Below are 20,313 nucleotides of genomic sequence, written 5' to 3'. Positions count from 1 at the left end.
CGCCGCGCGCCGGGGGGGGCGCGCGGCGGCCGGGCGAGCGTTGAAGACCTTGGCAGGGCCCGGAGCGGCGGCCGACGCGTACACCTACAAGGCGCCGGAGATGTGCGCGTCGACTGCCGCGGGGCCCGGCCAAGATCCTCAGCACCCGCCCGGCCTGAGTGCCGGAGTTCACCGGTTCTGGACACGCGACACTGCCACGCACGCGCGAGGCGGCCGGTGCCGACGTGCCGGGACGCCGCCCGGCCGGACGCCGTGAACCGCTCGTTCGGCCCAGCGCCGCCCGCCCCGCCCCGTACACCGCCGTCCCCCACCGTCCTCCGTCATCCCCGTGGACCGACCGATGCCCGCCGCGCACCCGCCCGGCTCTCGCGCATCGGCGACGGCGTTGCTTAAGTGGCGTGCATGACTGGCAACGCGACTCACAAGACGCCTGGGGCGTACGAGACCTCCCGGTCCGCCCTGCGCGTCGGACTCGTCGGCTACGGTCTGGCGGGCTCCGTGTTCCACGCCCCGCTGATCGCGGCGACCGACGGCCTCGTCCTGGACACGATCGTCACCTCGGACGAGGAGCGGCGGGGGCGGGCGCGCGCGGAGTTCCCCGATGTGCGGTTCGCCGCGTCGCCGCAGGAGCTGTGGGCGCGGGCCGACGAACTCGACCTGGTCGTGCTCGCCTCCCCGAACCGGACCCATGTCCCGCTCGCCGCCGAGGCGATCGAGGCCGGTCTGCCGGTCGTCGTGGACAAGCCGATCGCCGGCACGGCCGCCGAGGCGCGGGAGCTCGCGGCGCTCGCGCGGGAGCGCGGCCTGCTGCTCTCGGTCTTCCAGAACCGCCGCTGGGACAACGACTTCCGCACCATCGCCCGGCTTCTCGCGGACGGCGAACTCGGCGCCGTCCAGCGTTTCGAGTCCCGTTTCGAGCGGTGGCGTCCGCAGCTGAAGGGCGGCTGGCGGGAGTCGGGCGATCCCCGGGAGATCGGCGGGCTGCTGTACGACCTTGGCAGCCATGTCGTCGACCAGGCGCTGGTGCTGTTCGGGCCGGTGGTGCGGGTCTACGCGGAGTCCGACGTACGCCGTCCGGGGGCCGCCGCCGACGACGACACGTTCCTCGCGCTCACCCATGCGAACGGGGTCCGCTCGCATCTGTACGTCAGCGCCACCGCCGCCCAGCTCGGTCCGCGTTTTCGGGTGCTCGGCTCGACCGCCGGCTATGTGAAGTACGGCCTGGACCCGCAGGAGGCCGACCTGCGCGCGGGCCTGCGCCCGGCGAACGGCAGTCCCTGGGGCGAGGAGCCGGAGGCGCTGTGGGGCAGGATCGGTTCGGGCGAATCCCCGGCGACGGGCGGCGGCGCCCCGGTCCCCACCGTGCCGGGCGACTACCGCGCGTACTACGCGGCGGTCCACAAGGCGCTGCGCGGCAGGGGCGACAACCCGGTGACCGCCCTCCAGGCCGCCGCGGCCCTGGACGTGCTGGAGGCCGCCCGCCGCTCGGCCCGTGAAGGCGTCGTCGTGCCCCTGCCCGTGCCGCCCGCCTGACCGGCCCGTGGGCGGGGTCGGGTTCGGGTTCGGGTTCGGGCGAGCGGGCGGCGGGGCGCCGGAGGCAACGGGAAGGGGCGAGGAGGGACGAGGCGCCCATGGTGACGTCCCGCCCCTCTGGAGCCCGCGGCGGATCAGTGGTGCCCCGCCGCGCCCGACACTCCGCGGCGGATCAACGGCCACCGCGGGCCCGCACCGCTACGCGTCCTTCAGCTCCTGCCGTTGCCGGCCCAGTCCCTCGATCTCCAGCTCCACGACGTCCCCCGCCCGCAGATACGGCCTGGGCTCGGGTTGCCCGAGGGCGACCCCGGCGGGCGTCCCGGTGTTGATCACGTCGCCCGGGTGGAGCGTCATGAAGTGGCTGATGTAGCGGACCACCTCGCCCACCGGGAAGATCTGGTCGGCCGTCGTGCCGTCCTGCTTCAGCTCGCCGTTGACCCGCAGCCGCAGCCGCAGCGCCTGCGGGTCGGGGATCTCGTCGGCGGTCACCAGCCACGGCCCCAGTGGGTTGAACGTCTCGCAGTTCTTGCCCTTGTCCCAGGTGCCGCCGCGCTCCAGCTGGAACTCCCGCTCGGAGACGTCGTGCGACACCGCGTACCCGGCGACATGGGCGAGCCCTTCCGCCGCGGACTCCAGGCACCGGGCGGTGCGCCCGATGACGACGGCGAGTTCGGCCTCCCAGTCGGTCTTCACACTGCCGCGCGGCACCAGGACCGTGTCGTCGGGGCCGACGACGGTGTCCGGCGCCTTGAGGAACAGGATCGGCTCGGCGGGGATCTCCGCGCCGGTCTCGGCGGCGTGGTCGTGGTAGTTCAGCCCGACGCACACGATCTTGCCGATGCGGGCGAGCGGCGGCCCGGTCCGCAGGCCCTCGGCGTCGAGCACGGGCAGCCCACCGGCCGCGGCGGCCCGTACCCGGGCCCGCGCGGACGGGTCGGCGAGCAGCGCGCCGTCGATGTCGTCGACGACTCCGGACAGGTCACGCAGGGTTCCGTCCTCGTCCAGCAGGGCCGGGCGTTCCGCACCGGCCGTGCCCACACGAAGCAGCTTCAACGGTCTCTCCCCTGGGTCGAGATCGGGCCCGACGGATGGGTTGCGGCCATCGTGGGCTCGGCCCGATCGTCCAAGGCGACCGACCGCCCCGCAAGACCCCGTTCACACCCCGGACCGGGGTGTCGCGTGCACACCCCGGACCGGTGTGTCCGCGTCCACACCCTGGGCCAGTGTGTCCGCCGCCGCGCCCCGGGCCGGTCATGCCGCGCCGGACACGTCGGCCGCACCCGGCGCGACGGCGGTGGGCAGGTCGCGGTAGAGAACGGCCCGCTCGACCGCGGTCCAGGTGGTGCTGGTGACGACGTAGAGAGCGGCGGCGAGCGGCACGACGGCCACGGTGAAGAGGGTGGCGAACGACAGCAGCGGCATCAGCCTGGTCATGGCGCCCATGCCCGGAACCGGCTGCCCGTCGGGCCCGGTCGTCGGAGCGACGGGGTTGGCGGCCATCTGCCGCTTCGTCCGCCGGTAGTTGAACGCGGCCACGACGGCGACGATCGCGAACAGCCCGATGTACACCAGGCCCTGCGCCCCGAACGGCCCGCCGTGCGACAGCGCGTCGTGCCAGCGCCCGCCGAGGGGGGCGTCGAACAGCTGGTGGCCGAGCAGTTCGTTGGGGCCGTCGCCGATGCTCCGGCTGGAGAACAGGTGGTAGAGGAGGAAGAAGGCGGGCATCTGGAGCAGGCTCGGCAGACAGCCGGACAGCGGCGAGACCTGCTCCTCCCGGTGCAGGTCCATGAGCGCCTTCTGCATGCGCTCGGGGTCCTTGCCGTGCTTGCGGCGCAGTTCGGCGATCTGCGGCTGGAGCCTGGTGCGGGCCTTCTGCCCGCGCGCCGCGGCCCGCGACAGGGGATGCACGGCGAGCCGTACGAGGGCGGTGAACAGCACGATGGCGGCGGCGGTGGAAGCGGTCTGGAAGAACGGGTGCAGCACATCGGCCAGCGCGCCGACCAGGGCGGCGAACGCGGACATGATGACGGACATCGGTGAGCCCTCCGAGGGTTCTCGTCGTGCCGGGAGTGAGAAACGAAGTCGGCATGACGAACCGCGAGGGGACCCCGCCCCGCCCGCCCGGCCCCCGTGTGACAGAGACGGAGGAGCGACAGGAGAACGAGCGAGCAGGCGATACGAAACGAACGGAAGAAAGCCCCTACACGGCCGTCGGCAGGGCGCGGCCGGGGGCTCGGGGCCGTCTGCGCCCCTTGGCGTCCGGATCCCGCTGGGGCAGGAACGCGGTGCGTTGCTCCCGGTCCCGTATCGCCGTACGGACGCGGGTGCGGGGGACGGGGACGGCGCAACGGGCGCTGATGACCGAGGCGACGACGAGCGCCGACCCCGCTGCGGCGGTGGCGGCGAGCGCGACGGCGGCGGAGAGGCCGCCGCCCTCGACGAGCAGGAGCCCGGCGAAGAACTCGGCGACGAGGAAGAGCAACAGGGCCGCAGGGCGGGGCAGCCGGGCGAGCACCCCGCGCGGGCGGCCGGCGTCGCCGTTCACACCGCTCATCGGCCCCTCCCCCCGTCGTCCCTCGTCGTCTCGTCGCGGTCGCACCGTTCGCGCTCTTCGCGCTCTTCGCGCACCCGTGCGTGTCACTCTCCTGCCGTTATACACGACGGGCCCGACAGAGCCCCCCGCCTCCCGGCGCATCCGTTCCCGGGCGCCGAGGAGATCAGGCCGGGTCCGCGCCCCCGCGGCCCGGCACCGCGACGGCCTCCCCATCCCCGGAGACGTACCCAGAGACGTCCCCGGAGACGTCCCCGGAAGGCAGGGGTTCCCGCTCCGGAGCGCCGACCTCGTCCCGCGCGAGCACCACGTCGTCCGGCCGGTCGTCGCGCTCGCGCGGACCCGCGTACGTCACGGCCAGCGCGACCACCAGGTTGGCGGCCAGCGCCACGATGCCCGCGTTCACCCCCCACACCGGATCGTTCTCCGTGAACACGAACCCGCACACCGTGCCCACGCCGACGACCAGCCCGCTCAGCGCTCCCAGCAGCGTCAGCCGCCGCCACACCAGCCCCAGCAGCACCATCGGCAGCAGCTGGGCCATGCCCTCGTAGGAGATGAGGGAGAGCCGCACCAGGGTGTTGGGCGCGGTGTAGGTGAGCACCAGCGCCAGCGTCCCCGCTGCCACGACCACCACCTGCGCGGCGGTCTTCTGCCGCCGTTCCCACCGAGGCACCAGGGAGAGCACGCTGCGCCCCCACATCGTGCCGATGACCAGCATGAACACGGCCATCGGCACGATCGACGACAGCGCCGCGGCGACGCCGACGAGCCCGACCACCCAGGCCGGCAGCGAGTCCACGACCAGCTTGAAGAGCGCCAGGTTGGACTCGGCGCCGACGAGCCCCGGCACCACGAAGAGGGCGGCCATGCCCAGCAGCATCGGCACGAACAGCAGCACGTTGTACGCGGGCAGCAGCATCGCGTTGCGGCGCAGCACATCGGCGTTCCTCGCGCCCAGGTACCCGGCGACGGTGGTCGGGAAGATCACCACAGTGAGGGAGTTGAGGAACGAGGTGGTGATGAACCACGCCTGCCCGAGCCCGCTGTCCCCGTGCCCGGGGAAGGTCAGCCACTCGCTCTTCTCGGCGACGATCCGGTCGAGGAAGGGCCCGTACCCGTCGAAGTAGTGCAGCGGCACGTAGACGGCGAGGAACCCGAGGGTGGCGATCACGAGGACGTCCTTGAGCACCGACACCCAGGCGCTGCCGCGCAGCCCGCTCACCACCACGAAGCCCGTGGTGACGGCGAAGGCGATGAAGTAGGCCCAGTTCAGGCTGATGGCACCGTAGGAGATGGTGGAGACGACCACTCCCATGCCGGTGATCTGGAGCTGGATGTACGGCAGCAGGAAGACGGTCGCGAGGACGGCGACCAGCACGCCGAGCCAGGGGCGGCCGAACCGGTGCGCCACCATGTCGGTGATCCCGACGAGCCCGTGCCTGCGCGCGTACGCCCAGAGCGTCGGCCCGACGACGTAGCCGAGGGCGTAGCCGCACGACATGTACGCCACCACGTAGAGCACGGGCGCGCCGTAGTTGTACCCCCATCCGGCGGCGCCCAGATAACTGAAGCTGGTGTAGCCCTCGCCGGCCATCAGCACCCAGATGAAAACGGTCCCGAGGCTGCGCCCGCCCACGGACCACTCCGCGAGCCCGCCGCCGTCCGCGCCGCGCCCCTTCCGGCGACCGCGCCCCGCGAGCAGCCCGAGGGCGACGGTGAGGACCATGAAGACCCCGAGGACACTGGTCGCGACCGCGGCGTTCACCGACGGTCCCCCCGCCTGGTCAGCCATGCGGCGACGGGGGTCAGCAGGGTCGCCCCGAGCAGCCACACGAAGAGGAACGGCAGCCCGAGAACCACCGGCTCGACCCGGTTCACCCACGGCAGCGCCCCCAGGTACAGCACATAGGGGACCAGCAACCACAACAACTGCGGACGTCGTCTCAGCACGTCGGACAACCCTACGGCCAGTTCAGCGATCTGTAAGGGGCGCGATGCACACGACGCGAGGGGCTTCAGATCGAGGGGCTTCGCGTGAAGCGGTTCGCGTCGTCGGCTCACGTCATCTGAAGCGGCTCACGTCATCGGCTCACGTCGTCGGCCCGCGTGATCGGCCCCTTCCCCGGCTCCGTGGAGCGGGCACGGCGGCGGCGCGCCCCGTTCACCGCGCCCGGAACCCGGTGAGCCGGCCCCACACGACGAGCCGGTACCGGGAGGTGAACTCGGGCGTGCAGGTGGTGAGCGTGACATAGGAACCGGCGGCGGTGTACCCGGCGCCCGGCTTCACCTCGCTGCGCGGGACGGCCGCGATGACGCCGGCGTCGCGGGCGGTGGTCCGCGCGAGCGTCCGGTCCACGGTGTACGTGTACACGGCGTCCCGGGTCTCGACGCCGATCAGGTCCCCCTGACGCAGCCGGTTGAGGTACCGGAAGGGCTCGCCGTGCGTGTTGCGGTGCCCGGCGAGCGCGAAGTTGCCGGTCTCGCCGGGCTGCGCGGTGTGCGGGTAGTGGCCGACGTACCCCTTGTCGAGGACGTCGTGCTTGCCGACACCCTGGGCGACGGGGGCGGCGAGCCCGATCCGGGGAATCCGGATGACGGCGTACGCCTGGTCCCGCCGGGGTGCGGCGCGGCCCTCGGAGCCGGGGCCCTCGCCGCTTCCCGTACCGGCCCCGCTCCCCGCCCCCGCCGTTCCCTCCCCCTGCCGCGCTCCCCCTCCCCGTTGTGTTCCCCCTCCCCCTTGCGGGGCCTCTTCCCGCCAGGTCCTCCGCAGGGCCCGTACCTCGTCCTCCGCGTCGGCGCGGGCCTGCCGGTTGGTCCACCACAACTGATGAACAACGAGCAACAACAGGACGACGCCGAGTGTCACCACCGCCTCGGCCACCGTCCACAGACCGCGCGCGACGGCCCTGCGTCCGCGCACGTCACGCTGCACCACCACCGGTATCCGCTTCCGCACGGCCCGCACGATAGGGCCCGTCCCCGTAACTCTCCAGGGCCGGAACAACTCTCCGTGCACGAGGCGCACGGCAGTACGGTGTGATTCATGCGCCCCGACACGCCTGCCGAGCACACCACCGAAGCCGAACGTCTGCTGCGCACCGCGGAGCGGTACCCCGAGGACCGTGAGCCGCTCCTCCTCCGGGCCGCGGCCCATCTGGAACTCGCCGGCGACCGCGCCCGTGCCACCACCCTCTACGAAAGCCTGCTCGGCTCCCCCGCCCTCGACCGCCCGCACCTGGTCAAGGCGCTGAACGCGGCCAATCTGTGGGAGTACGGCCACGAGGCGGAGGCCCGGGCGATCCTCGACGGAGTCCGTGCGGCGAACCCGCTGGACCCGGCGCCCTGGGAGGTCGCGGCGGAGACGTTCGAGTCCCACGACGAGCTGGAGACGGCCCACGACTGGTTCACGAACGCGCTGACGCTTCTGCTGACGCCGGGCGAGGAGGTCCCGTACGCCACCCGGTCGCTGCTGGTCGGCCGCCACCGCGTGCGCAGGCTGATGGGCTCCGACCACGACGCCTGGGACGAGCTGGCGGACACCCTCCACACGGCCTCCGTTCCGCTGGACGAGCTGCACGACCCGAAGCGGCTGTGGGCCCTGGGCTCCTCGGACCCGGGCGAGCTCCGGGCCGAGATCACCCGTCTCCGCGCCGAGCTGGGCACCTACCGCACCGCGCTGTCCCGCCCGTTCCCGGTGGCGCTGCTGCACTGGCCGGCTCCCGAACTCGACGAGCTCCTCGCCGCGTACCCGACACTGCGCACCGAGTACCCCTCCCACGCCGACCACCTGGCCCGCCTGGAGGCCGCCCTCCGCGACCTCCACCAGGCCGGCACCCCGAACCTGGGCATCGTGACGGGCACGGTCCCGTCGTACGAGGCGTTCGCCGCGTCCGAGGCCGCCTCCCCGGCCGACCCGGACCTCCTCCCCCAGTACGCCACCACCCTCGCCGCCCGCGGCCGCGCCGTCCCCTGGCCCCCGGCCCGCAACGCCCCCTGCTGGTGCGGCTCCGACCTCCCCTACCGGAAGTGCCACGGGACCGGGTGACGGAACGCTCCGGGCCCCGCCGCCCACCGCGACGGAGCCCGGAGCCCCCCGTTCCCAACGACTCCCGAGGACTCCCGACGATCCCGAACGACTCCCGAGAATCCCGGACAGCTCCCGAGGATCCCGGACGACTCCGGACGGCTCCAGGCGACTCCCGAGGATTTCGAAGGTTTTCTGAAGGCTCCCGGGCTGCGGGCCGCGTACCCTCCGCCCATGCCCGAACTCCAGCGCCTCCGCCCCGACCACGCCCCCGCCCTGCTCGCCTTCGAACGCGAGAACCGCGCCTACTTCGCCGCCTCGGTCCCCGATCGCGGCGACGACTACTTCACCCACTTCGAAGCCCGCCACGCCGCCCTGCTCGCCGAACAGGCCACCGGAACCTGCCACTTCCACGTCCTGGTCGACACCGATCCCCACGGCGAGGGCCAGGGCCAGGGCCGGATCCTGGGCCGCTTCAACCTGGTCGACGCGACGGACGGCTCCGCCGAACTCGGCTACCGCGTCGCCGAGAAGGCCACCGGCCGCGGCCTGGCCACCACCGCTCTCCGCCACCTGTGCGCCCTGGCCGCCGAGGAGTACGGCCTGACCACCCTGCGGGCCACGACCACCCTCGACAACCCCGCCTCCCGGACCGTCCTCACCCGCGCCGGCTTCACCCCGACCGGCGGGGAACTCCAGCTGGACGGACGACCGGGGCTGGGGTATGTGCGCGACTTGGATAGGGGCTCCCGGGCCAGGAATCGATAGCAAAAGCCCCCGGAGGACAGACAGCATCCATTGCCTGTCAGTCCCCCTTGATACAACTGCATGCAAAGCAGCGAGATGAGGGGGACTCGGTCATGCCCAACGACTTTGCAGACGACGCAGCTCCGGTTGCTGGGCTTTACGAGACGCTGATCACCCATCGTCTCGAAGAACGGATGAAGCAGCTCGACTCGACAACTTGGCGATCCATCGAAGGGGTGGTCGGCGCTGAGTCCGCGCCTCACGTGCTGTCACGGCACATCGGAAACGTCGTACGACAAGCCCTTCAGAGGCTCTCGCCTGCGGAGCAAGTGGTCGCCACTAACCGCATCCTGGATTCGCTCAACGCCATCGAAGGCGCGAATGAGTGGGTTGACCTCGTCACCGAAGGTCCCAGACAGTTGCTTGCGGTGGCAGAGCGCGAAGCCTCTGGCGTCTACTCGATCCGACCGGCGACTCCCCTCTCCGAGACGGCTCTCATCACCAACTCGCCCGACGATCCAAGCCTAGGGTTCGAGTTGCGCGCCGAGCTGGCCACAGCAGATCGCGTTGACCTGCTCTGCGCGTTCGTGAAGTGGCACGGACTACGAGTCCTGGAACAGTCACTCTTCTCCGCGCGCGATCGGGGCGTGCCCATCCGCGTACTGACAACGACCTACATAGGGGCCACGGAGCGTCGAGCACTGGATCGCCTGATTCAGGATTTCGGAGCCGAGGTAAAGGTCAATTACGAACTCCGCTCAACACGACTGCATGCCAAAGCTTGGCTCTTCCGTCGTGAAAGCGGCTTCGACACGGCATATGTAGGCAGCTCCAACCTGTCGCGGGCTGCGCTTCTCGATGGGCTCGAATGGAACGTTCGACTTTCATCCGTTGCCACACCGTCCGTTCTCCGCAAGTTCGAGGCGACCTTCGACGCGTACTGGAGTGAGCGCTCCTTCGAACCGTACAACCCCGAAAACGACGCACAGCGACTCGATGACGCACTGTCCCAGGCAAGCGGATCCAACCGGAATGCTGGCACCACCATCACCCTCTCTGGTCTTGAGGTACGCCCCTATCCGCATCAGCGCGACATGTTGGAACGACTCGAAGTGGAACGCACTGTTCACGGCCGAAACCGCAACCTCCTTGTTGCGGCGACTGGCACAGGAAAGACGGTGATGGCCGCACTGGACTTCAAGCGTCTGCGCCAGAAATTTGACCGCGATCCTCGACTGCTCTTCGTCGCGCATCGCAAAGAGATCCTGGAACAGTCTCTACGTGTCTACCAGAACGTTCTGATTGACGCGAACTTCGGTGAGCTCTTCGTCGATGGAGAAATCCCCGACAGCTGGACGCATGTATTCGCTAGCGTTCAATCGCTCAACTCGCGCACGCTGGACCACCTCACTCCAGAGCATTTCGATGTGATCGTAATCGATGAATTTCATCACGGCACGTCTCCCACGTACCGCAAGATTCTGGATCACTTCGACCCGAAGGAACTGCTAGGACTCACCGCCACCCCTGAACGCATGGACGGACTCAACATCCAGGACGAGTTCTTTGACGGTCGGATCGCAGCAGAAATGCGCCTCTGGGAGGCCCTGGAGAACGATCTACTCAGCCCCTTCCATTACTTCGGTGTCACTGACAACACTGACATGAGCGCCATCACTTGGAAGCGGGGGGCATACGACACCACAGCCCTCAGCAACCTCTTCACTGGCAATGATGCGCGAGCCAGGCTTGTCGTGCAGGCGGTGAGGGACAAGGTTGCGGACCCAGGCTCAATGCGTGCGCTGGGCTTCTGCGTGTCGGTTGCACACGCAGCCTTCATGGCCGACTTCTTCCGTCGAGTGGGCCTCAACGCCGTTGCCCTATCGGGTGATACCGCACGCCGTGAACGCAAAGATGCCCTGGATCAGCTCAAAGCAGGCACGCTCCAGATCATCTTCTCTGTCGACCTGTTCAATGAGGGGCTCGATATCCCGGATGTCGACACCCTGCTCCTGCTGCGCCCCACCTCCAGCGCCACCGTCTTCCTCCAACAACTAGGACGAGGCCTGCGCCGAACCGAGGACAAAGCCGTTCTCACCGTCCTCGACTTCATCGGCCAGCATCGCAAGGAGTTCCGATTCGAGGAGCAGTTCCGAGCGCTGACCAACCTCACTCGCAATCGCCTACTCGCCAACATCGAGCAGGACTTCCCTCAGTTGCCGTCGGGCTGCCAGATCATCCTTGAGTCAAAGGCCAAGGAACTGATCATTGATAACATTCGAAGCCAGATCAGCGTCAATGTCACCCAACTCGCTCGCGAGGTTGCCGCATATGCCGAACCTCGTCTCGCTGGTTACCTGAAGGAAAGCGGTCGAGAGCTCAAGGAGCTCTATCGAGGCAACGGAAACTCTTGGACCGGGCTACTCCGCCGAGCGAAGCTGCTTCCCGAGACGGGACCCGAAGGGGAAGGGCCGTTGCTCAAGCGCATCTCGGCTTTTCTTCATGTCGACGACCCAGCCCGAGTCGCCGCGTACAGCCGGCTCCTCTCCGATGACGTCCCCGCATACGACAAGCTTAGCGAGCAAGAGCAAGCGTACGCCCGCATGTTCTTCTTCTCCTTGTGGCCGCTGGGTGGCGGCTTCAGCAGTTACCAGGAGGGATTCGAAACCCTTCGCCCACAACATGCCTTCCGCGACGAACTTCGCCAGGTCCTTGCCCACGTTCTGGAGCAGGCCGACCACATCCCCGTCCCGCTACTCGGCAAGCACGCAGACCTGCCCCTGACGGTTCACGCCTCATACAGCCGAGAAGAGATCCTCCCCGCCCTAGGACAGTCCTACATCCAAGGCTTTATGCCGGGACACTTCCGCGAAGGGGTGAAGTGGTGCGAGAACATCCAAACCGACGCCCTGCTCATCACTCTCGAAAAGAACGAGAAGGACTTTTCTCCTGAGACTCGCTATAAGGACTACGCACTGAACGAGTCTTTGTTCCACTGGGAATCCCAGAATCAGACGTCAGAGACTTCCTCTACCGGCATGCGATACCAGACCCACAAAGAGGGGGGCAGCCATGTCCTCCTCTTCGTTCGCCGCTATAAGAAGACGGACATCGGCAGCCCCCAGCCGTGGATTCTTCTCGGCCCCGCCGACTACGTAAAACACGAGGGCAGCAAGCCCATGGGAGTCGTATGGAAGCTCCACCATGAGATGCCAGCTGATGTGTGGACCTACTCAGCAATCGCTGCCAGCTAAGGCTGCTTCCTGCCTTCGCTTCACCAGACCGGGAGGCAGTTAGACTCCGCCTGAACGATCTGCCCACCGAGAGCGATTCTGGTGCACACACGCGGGGTCGATCTGGTGCTCGGGAGCCACATAAAGCTCTCCGAGCACCCGGCGACTGAGGGCGTCTACGATCTTGAGGTCGTCAGTGATGAGGCGCGCTCCGTTATCAAAGAGCACGTGGCAGTTCGGACATAGACACAGAATGTTGCTACGAACGTCACGACCACCGTGCGGCCTGCCAAGTGCGTGTATGTGCGCACCCTCGCTGTACCGTGCACCATTGGCGTCCACCACAACCGGGACGCGGCACATCTGACAGGTGTTGTTGTAGAGGGCCTTTATGGCGCGGGCCTCCGGGGTGTTCCGCACCCGGCGCTGGGTACTGACGTACCTTGCCACCACTTGTTGATTCGAGGCTTCCTCTTCATCCACTACCGCACAACTCTCCTCGCCAGAATCCCACCGCTCCCCAGTTGCAACCTTCGCAAGACGGAACTGCCACATGACGTGCCTGCGAGGAGTTAGCACACTCCAGTAAGCCTCTACGAGATACAGGCCTCGATATCGATACCCTTCAGTCGCCTTGCGGCGCTTGATCCCCAGACCACGTACGTATCGGATGGGCAGACCCTCCCGATAGTTGATCAACATTCCCTCGTTGACGCCCGTCAGGGACTGATCCTCCGTGATGTGGCCATCATTGTCCGGCGACCCACCTTGCGCCGTATAGATGATGACGTCGCCCAGGTCCTGATCACCGGCATAGCCGCCGCTGGCAACAATCGAGTCGACGCCTTCATGCGATGTTCCCGAGATCCCTTGCCCTCGAAACCGGTGCACATCTGCCGCATACAGGTCATCATGCGTTCGAAACCACTGCCCCTCGTTCACATCGGGAGGAGGACCAAAATAGATGGGCTTCGATCGCGACATACGAACATGCTGTCGAACACCGGCGCTCGATCAAGCTTTCGGGTCGATCATGGCCGCTTCCCATCGGTGCGTGACTCAAAGGCGACCACGTCGCCAGCACCTCTCAGCGGGATGAGCGCCGGCACGAGCACCCAGCCCGCCACCGTGCCCACCGAGGGCAGCCGCTGCACGCTGCGCGCGGCCACCGCCCACGCTCGCGCTCGCGCCCGCGCCCGCGCTACTGAGAGTTCAGTTTCGCACCGCCGGGCGGGAGCCATGACTCACTCCAGCACTCACGGTCAGCTCGTTCTTTATGGTCCGAGCCGTTTTGAGAGTGGGTTACCCGACCCGATCAGACGCTGAGTAGGGTTGTGGCCATGGCCAAGGGGATGGGGCGGCGGCCCAAGGTGGACCTGGACAGCGGCGTCGAGGACGTGACGCTGTCCATCCTGGAGTGGCTTGGCGAGCAGGGGGTCGGTGCCATGATTCGGGTCGACGCGGAGCGCATGCGCGACGGTCAGCCGGCGTGGACATTTGCCGCTTCTGGTGGACCGCTGGACGGTGGGATGAGGGCCGACGGGGCCTCGGTCGCCGAGTGCATGGGCAGGGCACTGCTTCGATTGCGCGAGGCCGGGCTGGCCGTTCCATTCTGAAGTCGTGATCCGCCTCTGAGCTGATCGCGTTCGGTGATGCTTTCGGGGCGTCTGGTGGTCTTGCCCACGTCGTAGCGGGTGGCAGGGTGCCGGTTCTTCGAGCCGAGTGGCCTGCCGGGGCCCGGCCGGTTGGGTTTGGGTGCACGCGCCGGGCAGGACAGGTTCGGGCGCAGGTTTCTGAACCCCCGGCGGACCCGGGCGGGGGTGAGCCGGCCGGGTTCGGCCGGTTTCTCCCAGGGACGGCGGAGGTCCGCGGCCAGCGGCCGGGCGAGGCGTAGTTGCGTGTGTGCCGCGACGATGAGCCATGCCCACCGGTCCGCCGCCTCGGGGGTGCGGAGCTTCGGGCGGGTCCAGCCCAGCGTCTGCTTGATCATCCGGAAGGTGTGTTCCAGGTCGAATCTGCGTAGGAACGCCTGCCAGCGCAGGTCGACGCACTCGCCCGGCAGGCCGGTGGCAGACGTCCACAGCCAGACGGGGAGCGGATCGTGGCCGCCGGGTAGGCGGTCGACCTCCAGGCGGATCAACGTGCCCTCGATGACGGGCAGTTCGCCGGTATGGTCGATCCACGCGGAGCGGGTGGTCAGACGAGGATGGATACGGTCCCAGGCCGTCGCGCGAACGGTGCCGTAGCGGTCGGTGACCTGCACGGTCGCGGCGTCGGGCTCGCCCCAGGTGTCGGCTTTGGCGAAGCGGAACTCCTTGCCGTGCTTGGGCGGGCGTCCGCCCTGCGGCGGTGAGATCCACGGCACCGGGACCGGCTTGCGCATCACACGGTCCGTGCGCATCCGCCCCAGGACCTCCACTGGTAGTCCTTCCAGCAGATAGGCCATGCGCGGGGCGTCATAGCCGGCGTCGAAGACGATCAGAATGTCTCGGTCACCCGCCTGCCAGCGGCCCATGTCGATGAGGTCCTCGACCACACGGCGGACCTGGGCAGCGGTGACCTCGGCGACATCGTCGGCTGGCCCCAGCCGCAGCGCGTCCAGGATCTGACACCACGAGGTCCGGCCTGACTCCAGCGCGGCAACGAACGAGTACGGCCAGCCGGGCACGAACTGGTCCGAGGAGCGTCCGCTGCGGCCGTAGACGTGGCAGAACAAACGATCCGCACTGGTCAGCGCGTCCGGCCGGAGCCAGTGGGTGACATCCACCGCCAGGACCAGACGCCCGTCGGCAGCCTCGGGCTGCGGCAGCCCAGCCAGCACCTGCCGCAGCCGCGGCACATCCACGTGCCCGTGGTTCAGCGCGTCGTACATCGCGCCGTGCCCACGCCGGTGTTCGGCCGTCAGCGTCAGATCCACCGGCGTGGTCACCGGGCCGTCCGCGCACAGCACCGCGTCGGTCAGCTCGAACAGCGTGTCCCCGCGCACGGTCAGACAGTCGAAGAAGTCGTCCCGGAAGTGTGACGCCACCGCGAACGCTTCGCGCCGGACATCGTGATGCAGCACACTCATTCCCCCACGGCCTTCGTACTGGTCAAGTGCCTCTTTGGTCGGAGCACAGGATCAGGCGGAGGCCGTGTTCACGTCCCTGGAATCCCCGTATGAGCGACCGCGTTCGGGGCATCGTTCGAGGTCAGACCATAAAGAACAAGCGGGGAAGAAAGACACCCCGCCGACCGAGGTGCACTTCACGCCGCACCAGCCGCCTGGTCCGCGAACTGCGTTTGAACACAATCGAGCGCCGGGCCCGGATCGTAACCCGTGGGCGTGGAACCAGCAGAAAAGATCAACGATAGGTCCGATCGCAGCCCCTCCCTCAAGGCCAGACTCAGTCGTTCAGGATGGGCATCCCACCTTCGGGCACCTGCGCGCACAGGTATTGGACACCGATCTGCCTGCCGCGCTCCTGAGCCAAGCCTGCGGGGAGCTGCGATGGATCACGAACGGGCAACATTGGTTTGGGCAAGCTCGTCGCACAGCGGCGGTAAGGGCTGTCCCGTAATCCGTATCCGTGGTGGATCAGCGCGCGGCGTCGGATGTGGTGCATCGCAAGGCGGAGGGGTGCCCGCATACGGGACGTATGTGGGCGTTCCGACAACGCGGCGAGGTGCCGCAGCCGTCGTCGCGCGCCCGTCAGGGATTACGGCACAGCCCTTAGCAGCACCGAGTGTGTCGGGTGTCGAGGCGGCCGGTCTTGCACGCATCATTGGCGTACGCGATTGGAAGCGCCCAGCAGGATCCCGCGTCACCGTCCGGAGGAGCACCTGGACCGAGTTCGTTCAGCTCCTGCAACAGCCTGAGTGAAGGAGACTTCCCAGGCAGTTGAAGGTGGTCAACGCTTCACGGCGCAGGCATTCGGCGCCGCCCCCGTGAACACCGCAAAGCCCGTGGCCGGCATGGAGCCGACCACGGGCAGAGGGTGAGAAAACAGGCTCGGCAACCACGTGGCGCGGGGCCACGCAGGCGCGTCAGTGCTGCTGCTGGGCCTTGCGGCGGCGGATCACCAGGAAGCCGCCGGCCGCGACGAGCGCGGCGGCCGCCGCGGACAGCAGGCCGACCGGCGCGCCGGTGCCGGTCTCGGCGAGGTCGCCCTCGGCCCCGGCCCCGGCGGACGGGTTGGCGGAGGGCTTCGCGGCGGAGTCCTCGGCGTCGGACGGGGTGGGCGACGCGGACGGCTGCGTCGAGCCGGACGGGGTGGACGGAGTGGACGGGGTGGGCGACGCGGGCGAGGCCTCGGGGCCCGGCGCACCGGGGACACCGGGCTCGTTGCCGCCGGGCTCATTGCTGCCCGGCTCATTGCCGCCGGGCTCGTTGCCGCCCGGCTTGTTGCCGCCGGGCTTGCCTTCGCCGCAGTCGACCCAGAAGACCTTCTGCTTGGCCTTGCCGTGCTCGCCGTCGAAGTTCCAGAACAGCTTGTAGTGGCCGTCGGACAGGGCCTGGTCCTGCGAACGGCCGTGGCCCTTGGCGTCGAGCGCCAGGGACCCGGTCTTCACGACCTCGCCCTTGACCTTGGCGGTGGGGGGCCATGCCTCGATCCGCCAGTCGACGGCCTGGCCGGCGTCGAACCCGAAGGCGTCGAGGTAGAAGGTGCACACGTGAGGCTCGTTCTTGCGGAGCTCCTCACCCGTGGCGGCATCGTGGATCTTCACGGTGCCGTTGTCACCGGGGGCGGTGGCGTACGCCGTGGGGGCAAGCAGCAGGGCGGCCGTCGCGGCGGCCGTGAGCGTGCATGCGGAAGGAAGTGTGCGCATGGGAAATCCAACGGTTGAAAGAGATGGCTACCGGTGGTGGGGGGCTGCTCAGCCTCCTTCGGCAGAACACGCCCGTCAACGACCTTCTGGACGCATTTGCCGCATGCGATGCCATTCGTTCGACCAGTCCGCCATAACGATTGAGGGCACCCCGCGTGATCGGCCCCAGTATTTGACCGTCCTCCCACATATCGAGAAAGATGGATACGATCGATGAGGCGTACGGAGAGGCGAACAGCGATGGACCCCCTGACCGTGCACAAGGCGCTCGCGAACCCCGCGCGCCTGCGGTTCATGCAGTGGCTGAAGGAGCCGGAGAAGTACTTCGACGAGGCTTCGTATCGGCAGCAGGGGCTGGGCTTCCACATCGGGGTGTGCGTCGGGGACATCCAGAAGCGCGCCGGGCTGGCGCAGTCGGTGGTGTCCGGGTATCTGCAGACGCTCAAGGACGCGGGGCTGCTCACCTCGGAGCGCATCGGCAAGTGGACGTACTACCGGCGCGACGAGGCCGTGATCGCGGAGTTCGCCGCGCACGTCCGGGACTCCCTGTAGGGATCGCCGCCGGGCCCTGACCCCGGGCGCGAGTCCGGCCGGGGGGCGGCAGGTCGCTCAGGGGGCGCGGAGTGGAGTCGTGATCCGCGAACGGATATATCTAGTTTTCTCGATTTGACGAAAGGTAGCGATGAAGAGGACTTCTCTCACCGTGCTGGTGCTGGCCCTGGGCGTGTTCGGGATCATCACCACGGAGATGGGCATGGTCGGGGTGCTGCCCCAGGTGTCGGCCGAGCTGGGCGTCGGGCCGTCCGCGGCGGGGTGGCTGGTGGGGGTGTTCGCCCTGGTCATCGCGGTGTCGGGGCCGTTCACGACGCTGCTCGCCTCCGGCATCGACCGCAGGACGGTGCTCGCCGCGGCGATCGCGGTGTTCGCCGTGTCGAACGCCGCGTACGCGCTCACCACGCAGTACGAGGTGATGCTGGCCTTCCGTGTCCTTCCCGCGCTGTTCCATCCGGTGTTCTTCGCCGTCGCGCTCGCGACCGCCGCGCGGCTGGTGCCGGCCGGGGACGCGACCCGGGCCACGACGACCGTGTTCGGCGGGGTCACCGTCGGGTTCGCCTTCGGCGTGCCGCTGAGTTCGTATCTGGCCGAGCATGTGTCGCTCGCGTCGGCGTTCTGGTTCGCCGCGCTCGTCAATCTGGTCGCGTTCCTCGGCATCCTGCGGTTCGTGCCGGCCATGCCCGTCGGCCGGCGCCTTTCGTACGGGGCCCAGTTGGGCATCCTCGGGCGCTCGCGGACGTGGTTGACGATCGTGTCGGTCGTCCTGGTCTTCGCCGCCATGTTCTCCGTCTACGGCTACTTCGCCGAGTACCTGGGCCGGGTCACGCACATGGACGGCACCTGGGTCAGCGCCATGCTGATGGCGTTCGGCGTCGTGATGATCGTCGGCAACTTCGCCTTCGGCGGTCTGCTGCGGCGCAGCCTCGTGGGCACCGCGGTCGCCTATCCGGTGTTGTGCCTGCTGGTCTATGTGCTCGTGTACGCCGTCGGACCGCTGTTCGCGCCCATGGTCGTGGCCGTGCTCGTCTGGGGCGCGGTGCATTCGGGCGGGCTCGTGGTGAGCCAGAGCTGGCTGGGACGGGATTCCGCCGACGCCCCGGAGTTCGGCAACAGCCTCTTCATCTCGTTCTCGAACCTCGGCATCACCGTCGGAACCGCCGTCGGGGGGTGGGTGCTGAGCGACTACGGTCCCCGTCGGCTCCCCTGGGCCGGGGTCGCGTTCGCGGTGGCCGCCCTGCTGGTCATGGCGCTGCGGCTGAGCCTGGACCGGGCCGGTGCGCGCCAGGAGTCGATACAGGAGGCCGACGGCGTACGGGAGTTGGGGGACGCTCGGGGGTGAGGTGGTCGTGTCGCCCCACGGTGAGGGCCGTTGGGCGACTGCCGGGCTCGGCGGCCCGCGTCACAACACAACGTGACGCGGGCCGCCGGGCCCGTACGGCGTCCGGGCGAGCGCGCCGCATGCGGCCGAACGAGTGGCTCATCGCCGGGTACGAGGCGCGCGGCGGCTAATTTCAGGAGACTGTCCGTCAACGCGAAGGGGGGCGACTGGCAGTTCGCACCGAACATCGATTTCCGGCCACAACACAACGCCCCTTACGCTGCACCACATCAGTCACCAACGGTCGGCCGGGAGAGAAGGGCGACAACATGACCTCCGAGACCAGCACTCTGGGCTCCATCGATGCCACAACCACACTGCTGCAGGCGGAACTTCCCCGCCTGGAACAGCGCAAGCAAGTCCTGGAGAAGGAACTTGAGGCCGTCACCGAGCGCCTGGATTCGGTGCGGACCGCGCTGACGGCGCTGCGTGCGCTGTCCACCACCGCCGTCGCGGCCTCGGACGCGGAGTCGCGTGCCGGCGAGCCGGAAGCCGCCGAGGAGCAGGCGAGCCCGGAGACCCCGGAGAACCCGGAGAGCTCGAAGGGCGCGGCGAGCACGACGAGCACGGAGAGCGTGCGGCCGGAAGGCGCGGAGAGCGGGGCGAGCGTCGTCGGCTCGCTGATTCCGCAGCAGGCTCAGGGATCCGTCGACTCCGCCGCCCCGGCCCCGGCCCCCGCCCCGGCTCCGCACGAGAAGGCGGAGGCCGCGCAGGAGCAGGCCGATGCCCCGGTCGAGCGGGTCGCGGACGCGCAGGAGGAGACGCCGGAAGCGACGGAGAAGGCGGAAGCCGCGCCGGAGAAGACGGAGACGGAGGCGGCGCCGGAGAAGGCGGCGTCCGCGCGCCGTACCGCTCGTAAGGCGGCCGCGCCCAAGGGCCGCAAGCAGGCGGCGGCCAAGCCGAAGACCGAGCGCGCGGGGGCGGCCGGAAAGTCCACCGGCTCCAAGGCCGCCAAGGCGGTGAAGACCGCCAAGGCGGTGAAGACCGCCAAGCCGGCGAAGGCCACCAGCGCGACGGGGGCCACCAGGGCGACGGGGGCGGCCAAGGCCACCAAGTCGGCCGCGGTCACGAAGGCCGCGGATTCCGCGCGGGCCGGCAGTTCCGCGAAGGACAACGGTTCCGTGAAGGGCAGCAGTTCCGCGAAGAGCAACGGTCCCGCGAAGAACAGCGGCTCGGCCAAGGACGCCAGGCCCGCGCGGGCCAAGGCGTCGAAGAAGACGGCTCCGGCCGCCTCGCCGGCGGTCGACGAGAGCGGCAGCCTCACCGAGTTGGTCATCAAGGTGCTGTCCGAGTCCGGCGGCGCGCCCGTACGAGCGCGTGAGGTCACCGAGGCCCTGGGCCGCGAGCTCACACCGGGCGGCATCAACACCGTGCGCAGCACCCTGGACCGGCTCGTCGCCACCTCCCGGGCCCACCGCGCCGGCCGCGGCCTCTACCAGGCGCCCGCCGGCTGACGCCTTCCGCAAGGGAGGAGCAGAAG

General features: G+C 69.0%; 15 protein-coding genes and 1 pseudogene. 7 read left to right on the top strand and 9 right to left on the bottom strand.

Annotated features, from left to right (window positions below; all coding sequences use genetic code 11):
* The first annotated feature begins 402 nt into the window (after positions 1–402).
* Entirely contained in the window at positions 403–1,533 is a 1,131-nt protein-coding gene (locus WA762_RS31530; RefSeq protein ID WP_335940356.1) for a Gfo/Idh/MocA family protein, read from the top strand.
* 198 nt (positions 1,534–1,731) lie between these two features.
* Here WA762_RS31530 and WA762_RS31525 read toward each other — a convergent pair whose 3' ends face one another.
* The 6 genes from WA762_RS31525 to WA762_RS31500 all read right to left on the bottom strand — a co-directional run bounded on the left by WA762_RS31525 (position 1,732) and on the right by WA762_RS31500 (position 7,052).
* Entirely contained in the window at positions 1,732–2,586 is an 855-nt protein-coding gene (locus tag WA762_RS31525; RefSeq protein ID WP_335940354.1) for a fumarylacetoacetate hydrolase family protein, read from the bottom strand.
* A gap of 198 nt (positions 2,587–2,784) precedes the next feature.
* Positions 2,785–3,567, bottom strand: a complete 783-nt coding sequence (locus WA762_RS31520; RefSeq protein WP_335940352.1) for a YidC/Oxa1 family membrane protein insertase — start codon at positions 3,565–3,567, stop codon at positions 2,785–2,787.
* A 166-nt stretch (positions 3,568–3,733) separates the two neighbouring features.
* Positions 3,734–4,087 (bottom strand): DUF6412 domain-containing protein, encoded by a 354-nt coding sequence (locus WA762_RS31515; protein WP_335940350.1) that lies wholly within the window; start codon positions 4,085–4,087, stop codon positions 3,734–3,736.
* Positions 4,088–4,250: 163 nt separating this feature from the next.
* Complete coding sequence (locus WA762_RS31510) at positions 4,251–5,852, bottom strand: sodium:solute symporter family protein (protein ID WP_335940361.1); 1,602 nt, start codon at positions 5,850–5,852, stop codon at positions 4,251–4,253.
* Complete coding sequence (locus WA762_RS31505) at positions 5,849–6,046, bottom strand: DUF3311 domain-containing protein (protein ID WP_335940348.1); 198 nt, start codon at positions 6,044–6,046, stop codon at positions 5,849–5,851. The genes WA762_RS31510 and WA762_RS31505 overlap by 4 nt, the downstream gene beginning before the upstream one ends.
* 202 nt (positions 6,047–6,248) lie before the next feature.
* On the bottom strand, positions 6,249–7,052 hold the full coding sequence (locus WA762_RS31500; protein ID WP_443080724.1) for a class E sortase: 804 nt from the start codon (positions 7,050–7,052) through the stop codon (positions 6,249–6,251).
* A gap of 78 nt (positions 7,053–7,130) precedes the next feature.
* On the opposite strand from WA762_RS31500, the gene WA762_RS31495 reads away from it, so the two are divergent.
* From WA762_RS31495 to WA762_RS31485, 3 genes are all read left to right on the top strand, one after another.
* Positions 7,131–8,132: an SEC-C domain-containing protein gene (locus WA762_RS31495; protein ID WP_335940344.1), complete on the top strand. Its 1,002-nt coding sequence runs from the start codon at positions 7,131–7,133 to the stop codon at positions 8,130–8,132.
* 213 nt (positions 8,133–8,345) lie between these two features.
* Positions 8,346–8,879 carry a GNAT family N-acetyltransferase gene (locus WA762_RS31490; RefSeq protein ID WP_335940342.1) on the top strand — a complete coding sequence of 178 codons (534 nt, stop codon included), beginning with the start codon at positions 8,346–8,348 and terminating at the stop codon, positions 8,877–8,879.
* Between the two features lie 92 nt (positions 8,880–8,971).
* The gene (locus WA762_RS31485) at positions 8,972–12,112 is read left to right on the top strand and encodes a DEAD/DEAH box helicase (protein ID WP_335940340.1); all 3,141 of its coding nucleotides are present in this window, start codon (positions 8,972–8,974) and stop codon (positions 12,110–12,112) included.
* A gap of 39 nt (positions 12,113–12,151) precedes the next feature.
* Here WA762_RS31485 and WA762_RS31480 read toward each other — a convergent pair whose 3' ends face one another.
* The 3 genes and pseudogenes from WA762_RS31480 to WA762_RS31470 form a co-directional block, all read right to left on the bottom strand.
* Complete coding sequence (locus WA762_RS31480) at positions 12,152–13,075, bottom strand: YDG/SRA domain-containing protein (RefSeq protein ID WP_335940338.1); 924 nt, start codon at positions 13,073–13,075, stop codon at positions 12,152–12,154.
* A gap of 646 nt (positions 13,076–13,721) precedes the next feature.
* A pseudogene (locus WA762_RS31475) lies at positions 13,722–15,161 on the bottom strand (NF041680 family putative transposase); the annotation flags it as partial.
* Positions 15,162–16,117: 956 nt separating this feature from the next.
* Positions 16,118–16,900, bottom strand: coding sequence for an LPXTG cell wall anchor domain-containing protein (locus tag WA762_RS31470; protein WP_335940336.1), 783 nt, complete (start codon positions 16,898–16,900; stop codon positions 16,118–16,120).
* Positions 16,901–17,140: 240 nt separating this feature from the next.
* Here WA762_RS31470 and WA762_RS31465 point away from each other — a divergent pair, with 240 nt between their 5' ends.
* The 3 genes from WA762_RS31465 to WA762_RS31455 all read left to right on the top strand — a co-directional run bounded on the left by WA762_RS31465 (position 17,141) and on the right by WA762_RS31455 (position 20,287).
* Positions 17,141–17,452 carry an ArsR/SmtB family transcription factor gene (locus WA762_RS31465; RefSeq protein ID WP_335940334.1) on the top strand — a complete coding sequence of 104 codons (312 nt, stop codon included), beginning with the start codon at positions 17,141–17,143 and terminating at the stop codon, positions 17,450–17,452.
* Positions 17,453–17,582: 130 nt separating this feature from the next.
* Positions 17,583–18,794: an MFS transporter gene (locus WA762_RS31460; RefSeq protein ID WP_335940332.1), complete on the top strand. Its 1,212-nt coding sequence runs from the start codon at positions 17,583–17,585 to the stop codon at positions 18,792–18,794.
* 308 nt (positions 18,795–19,102) lie between these two features.
* Entirely contained in the window at positions 19,103–20,287 is a 1,185-nt protein-coding gene (locus WA762_RS31455) for a hypothetical protein (RefSeq protein ID WP_335940330.1), read from the top strand.
* Positions 20,288–20,313: the final 26 nt, after the last annotated feature.

The organism is Streptomyces tyrfis (genome assembly GCF_037034285.1).
Classification (GTDB): Bacteria; Actinomycetota; Actinomycetes; order Streptomycetales; family Streptomycetaceae; genus Streptomyces.
Note: the sequence above shows the minus strand (reverse complement) of the source record. Positions and strands in the feature narration are given on the sequence as shown.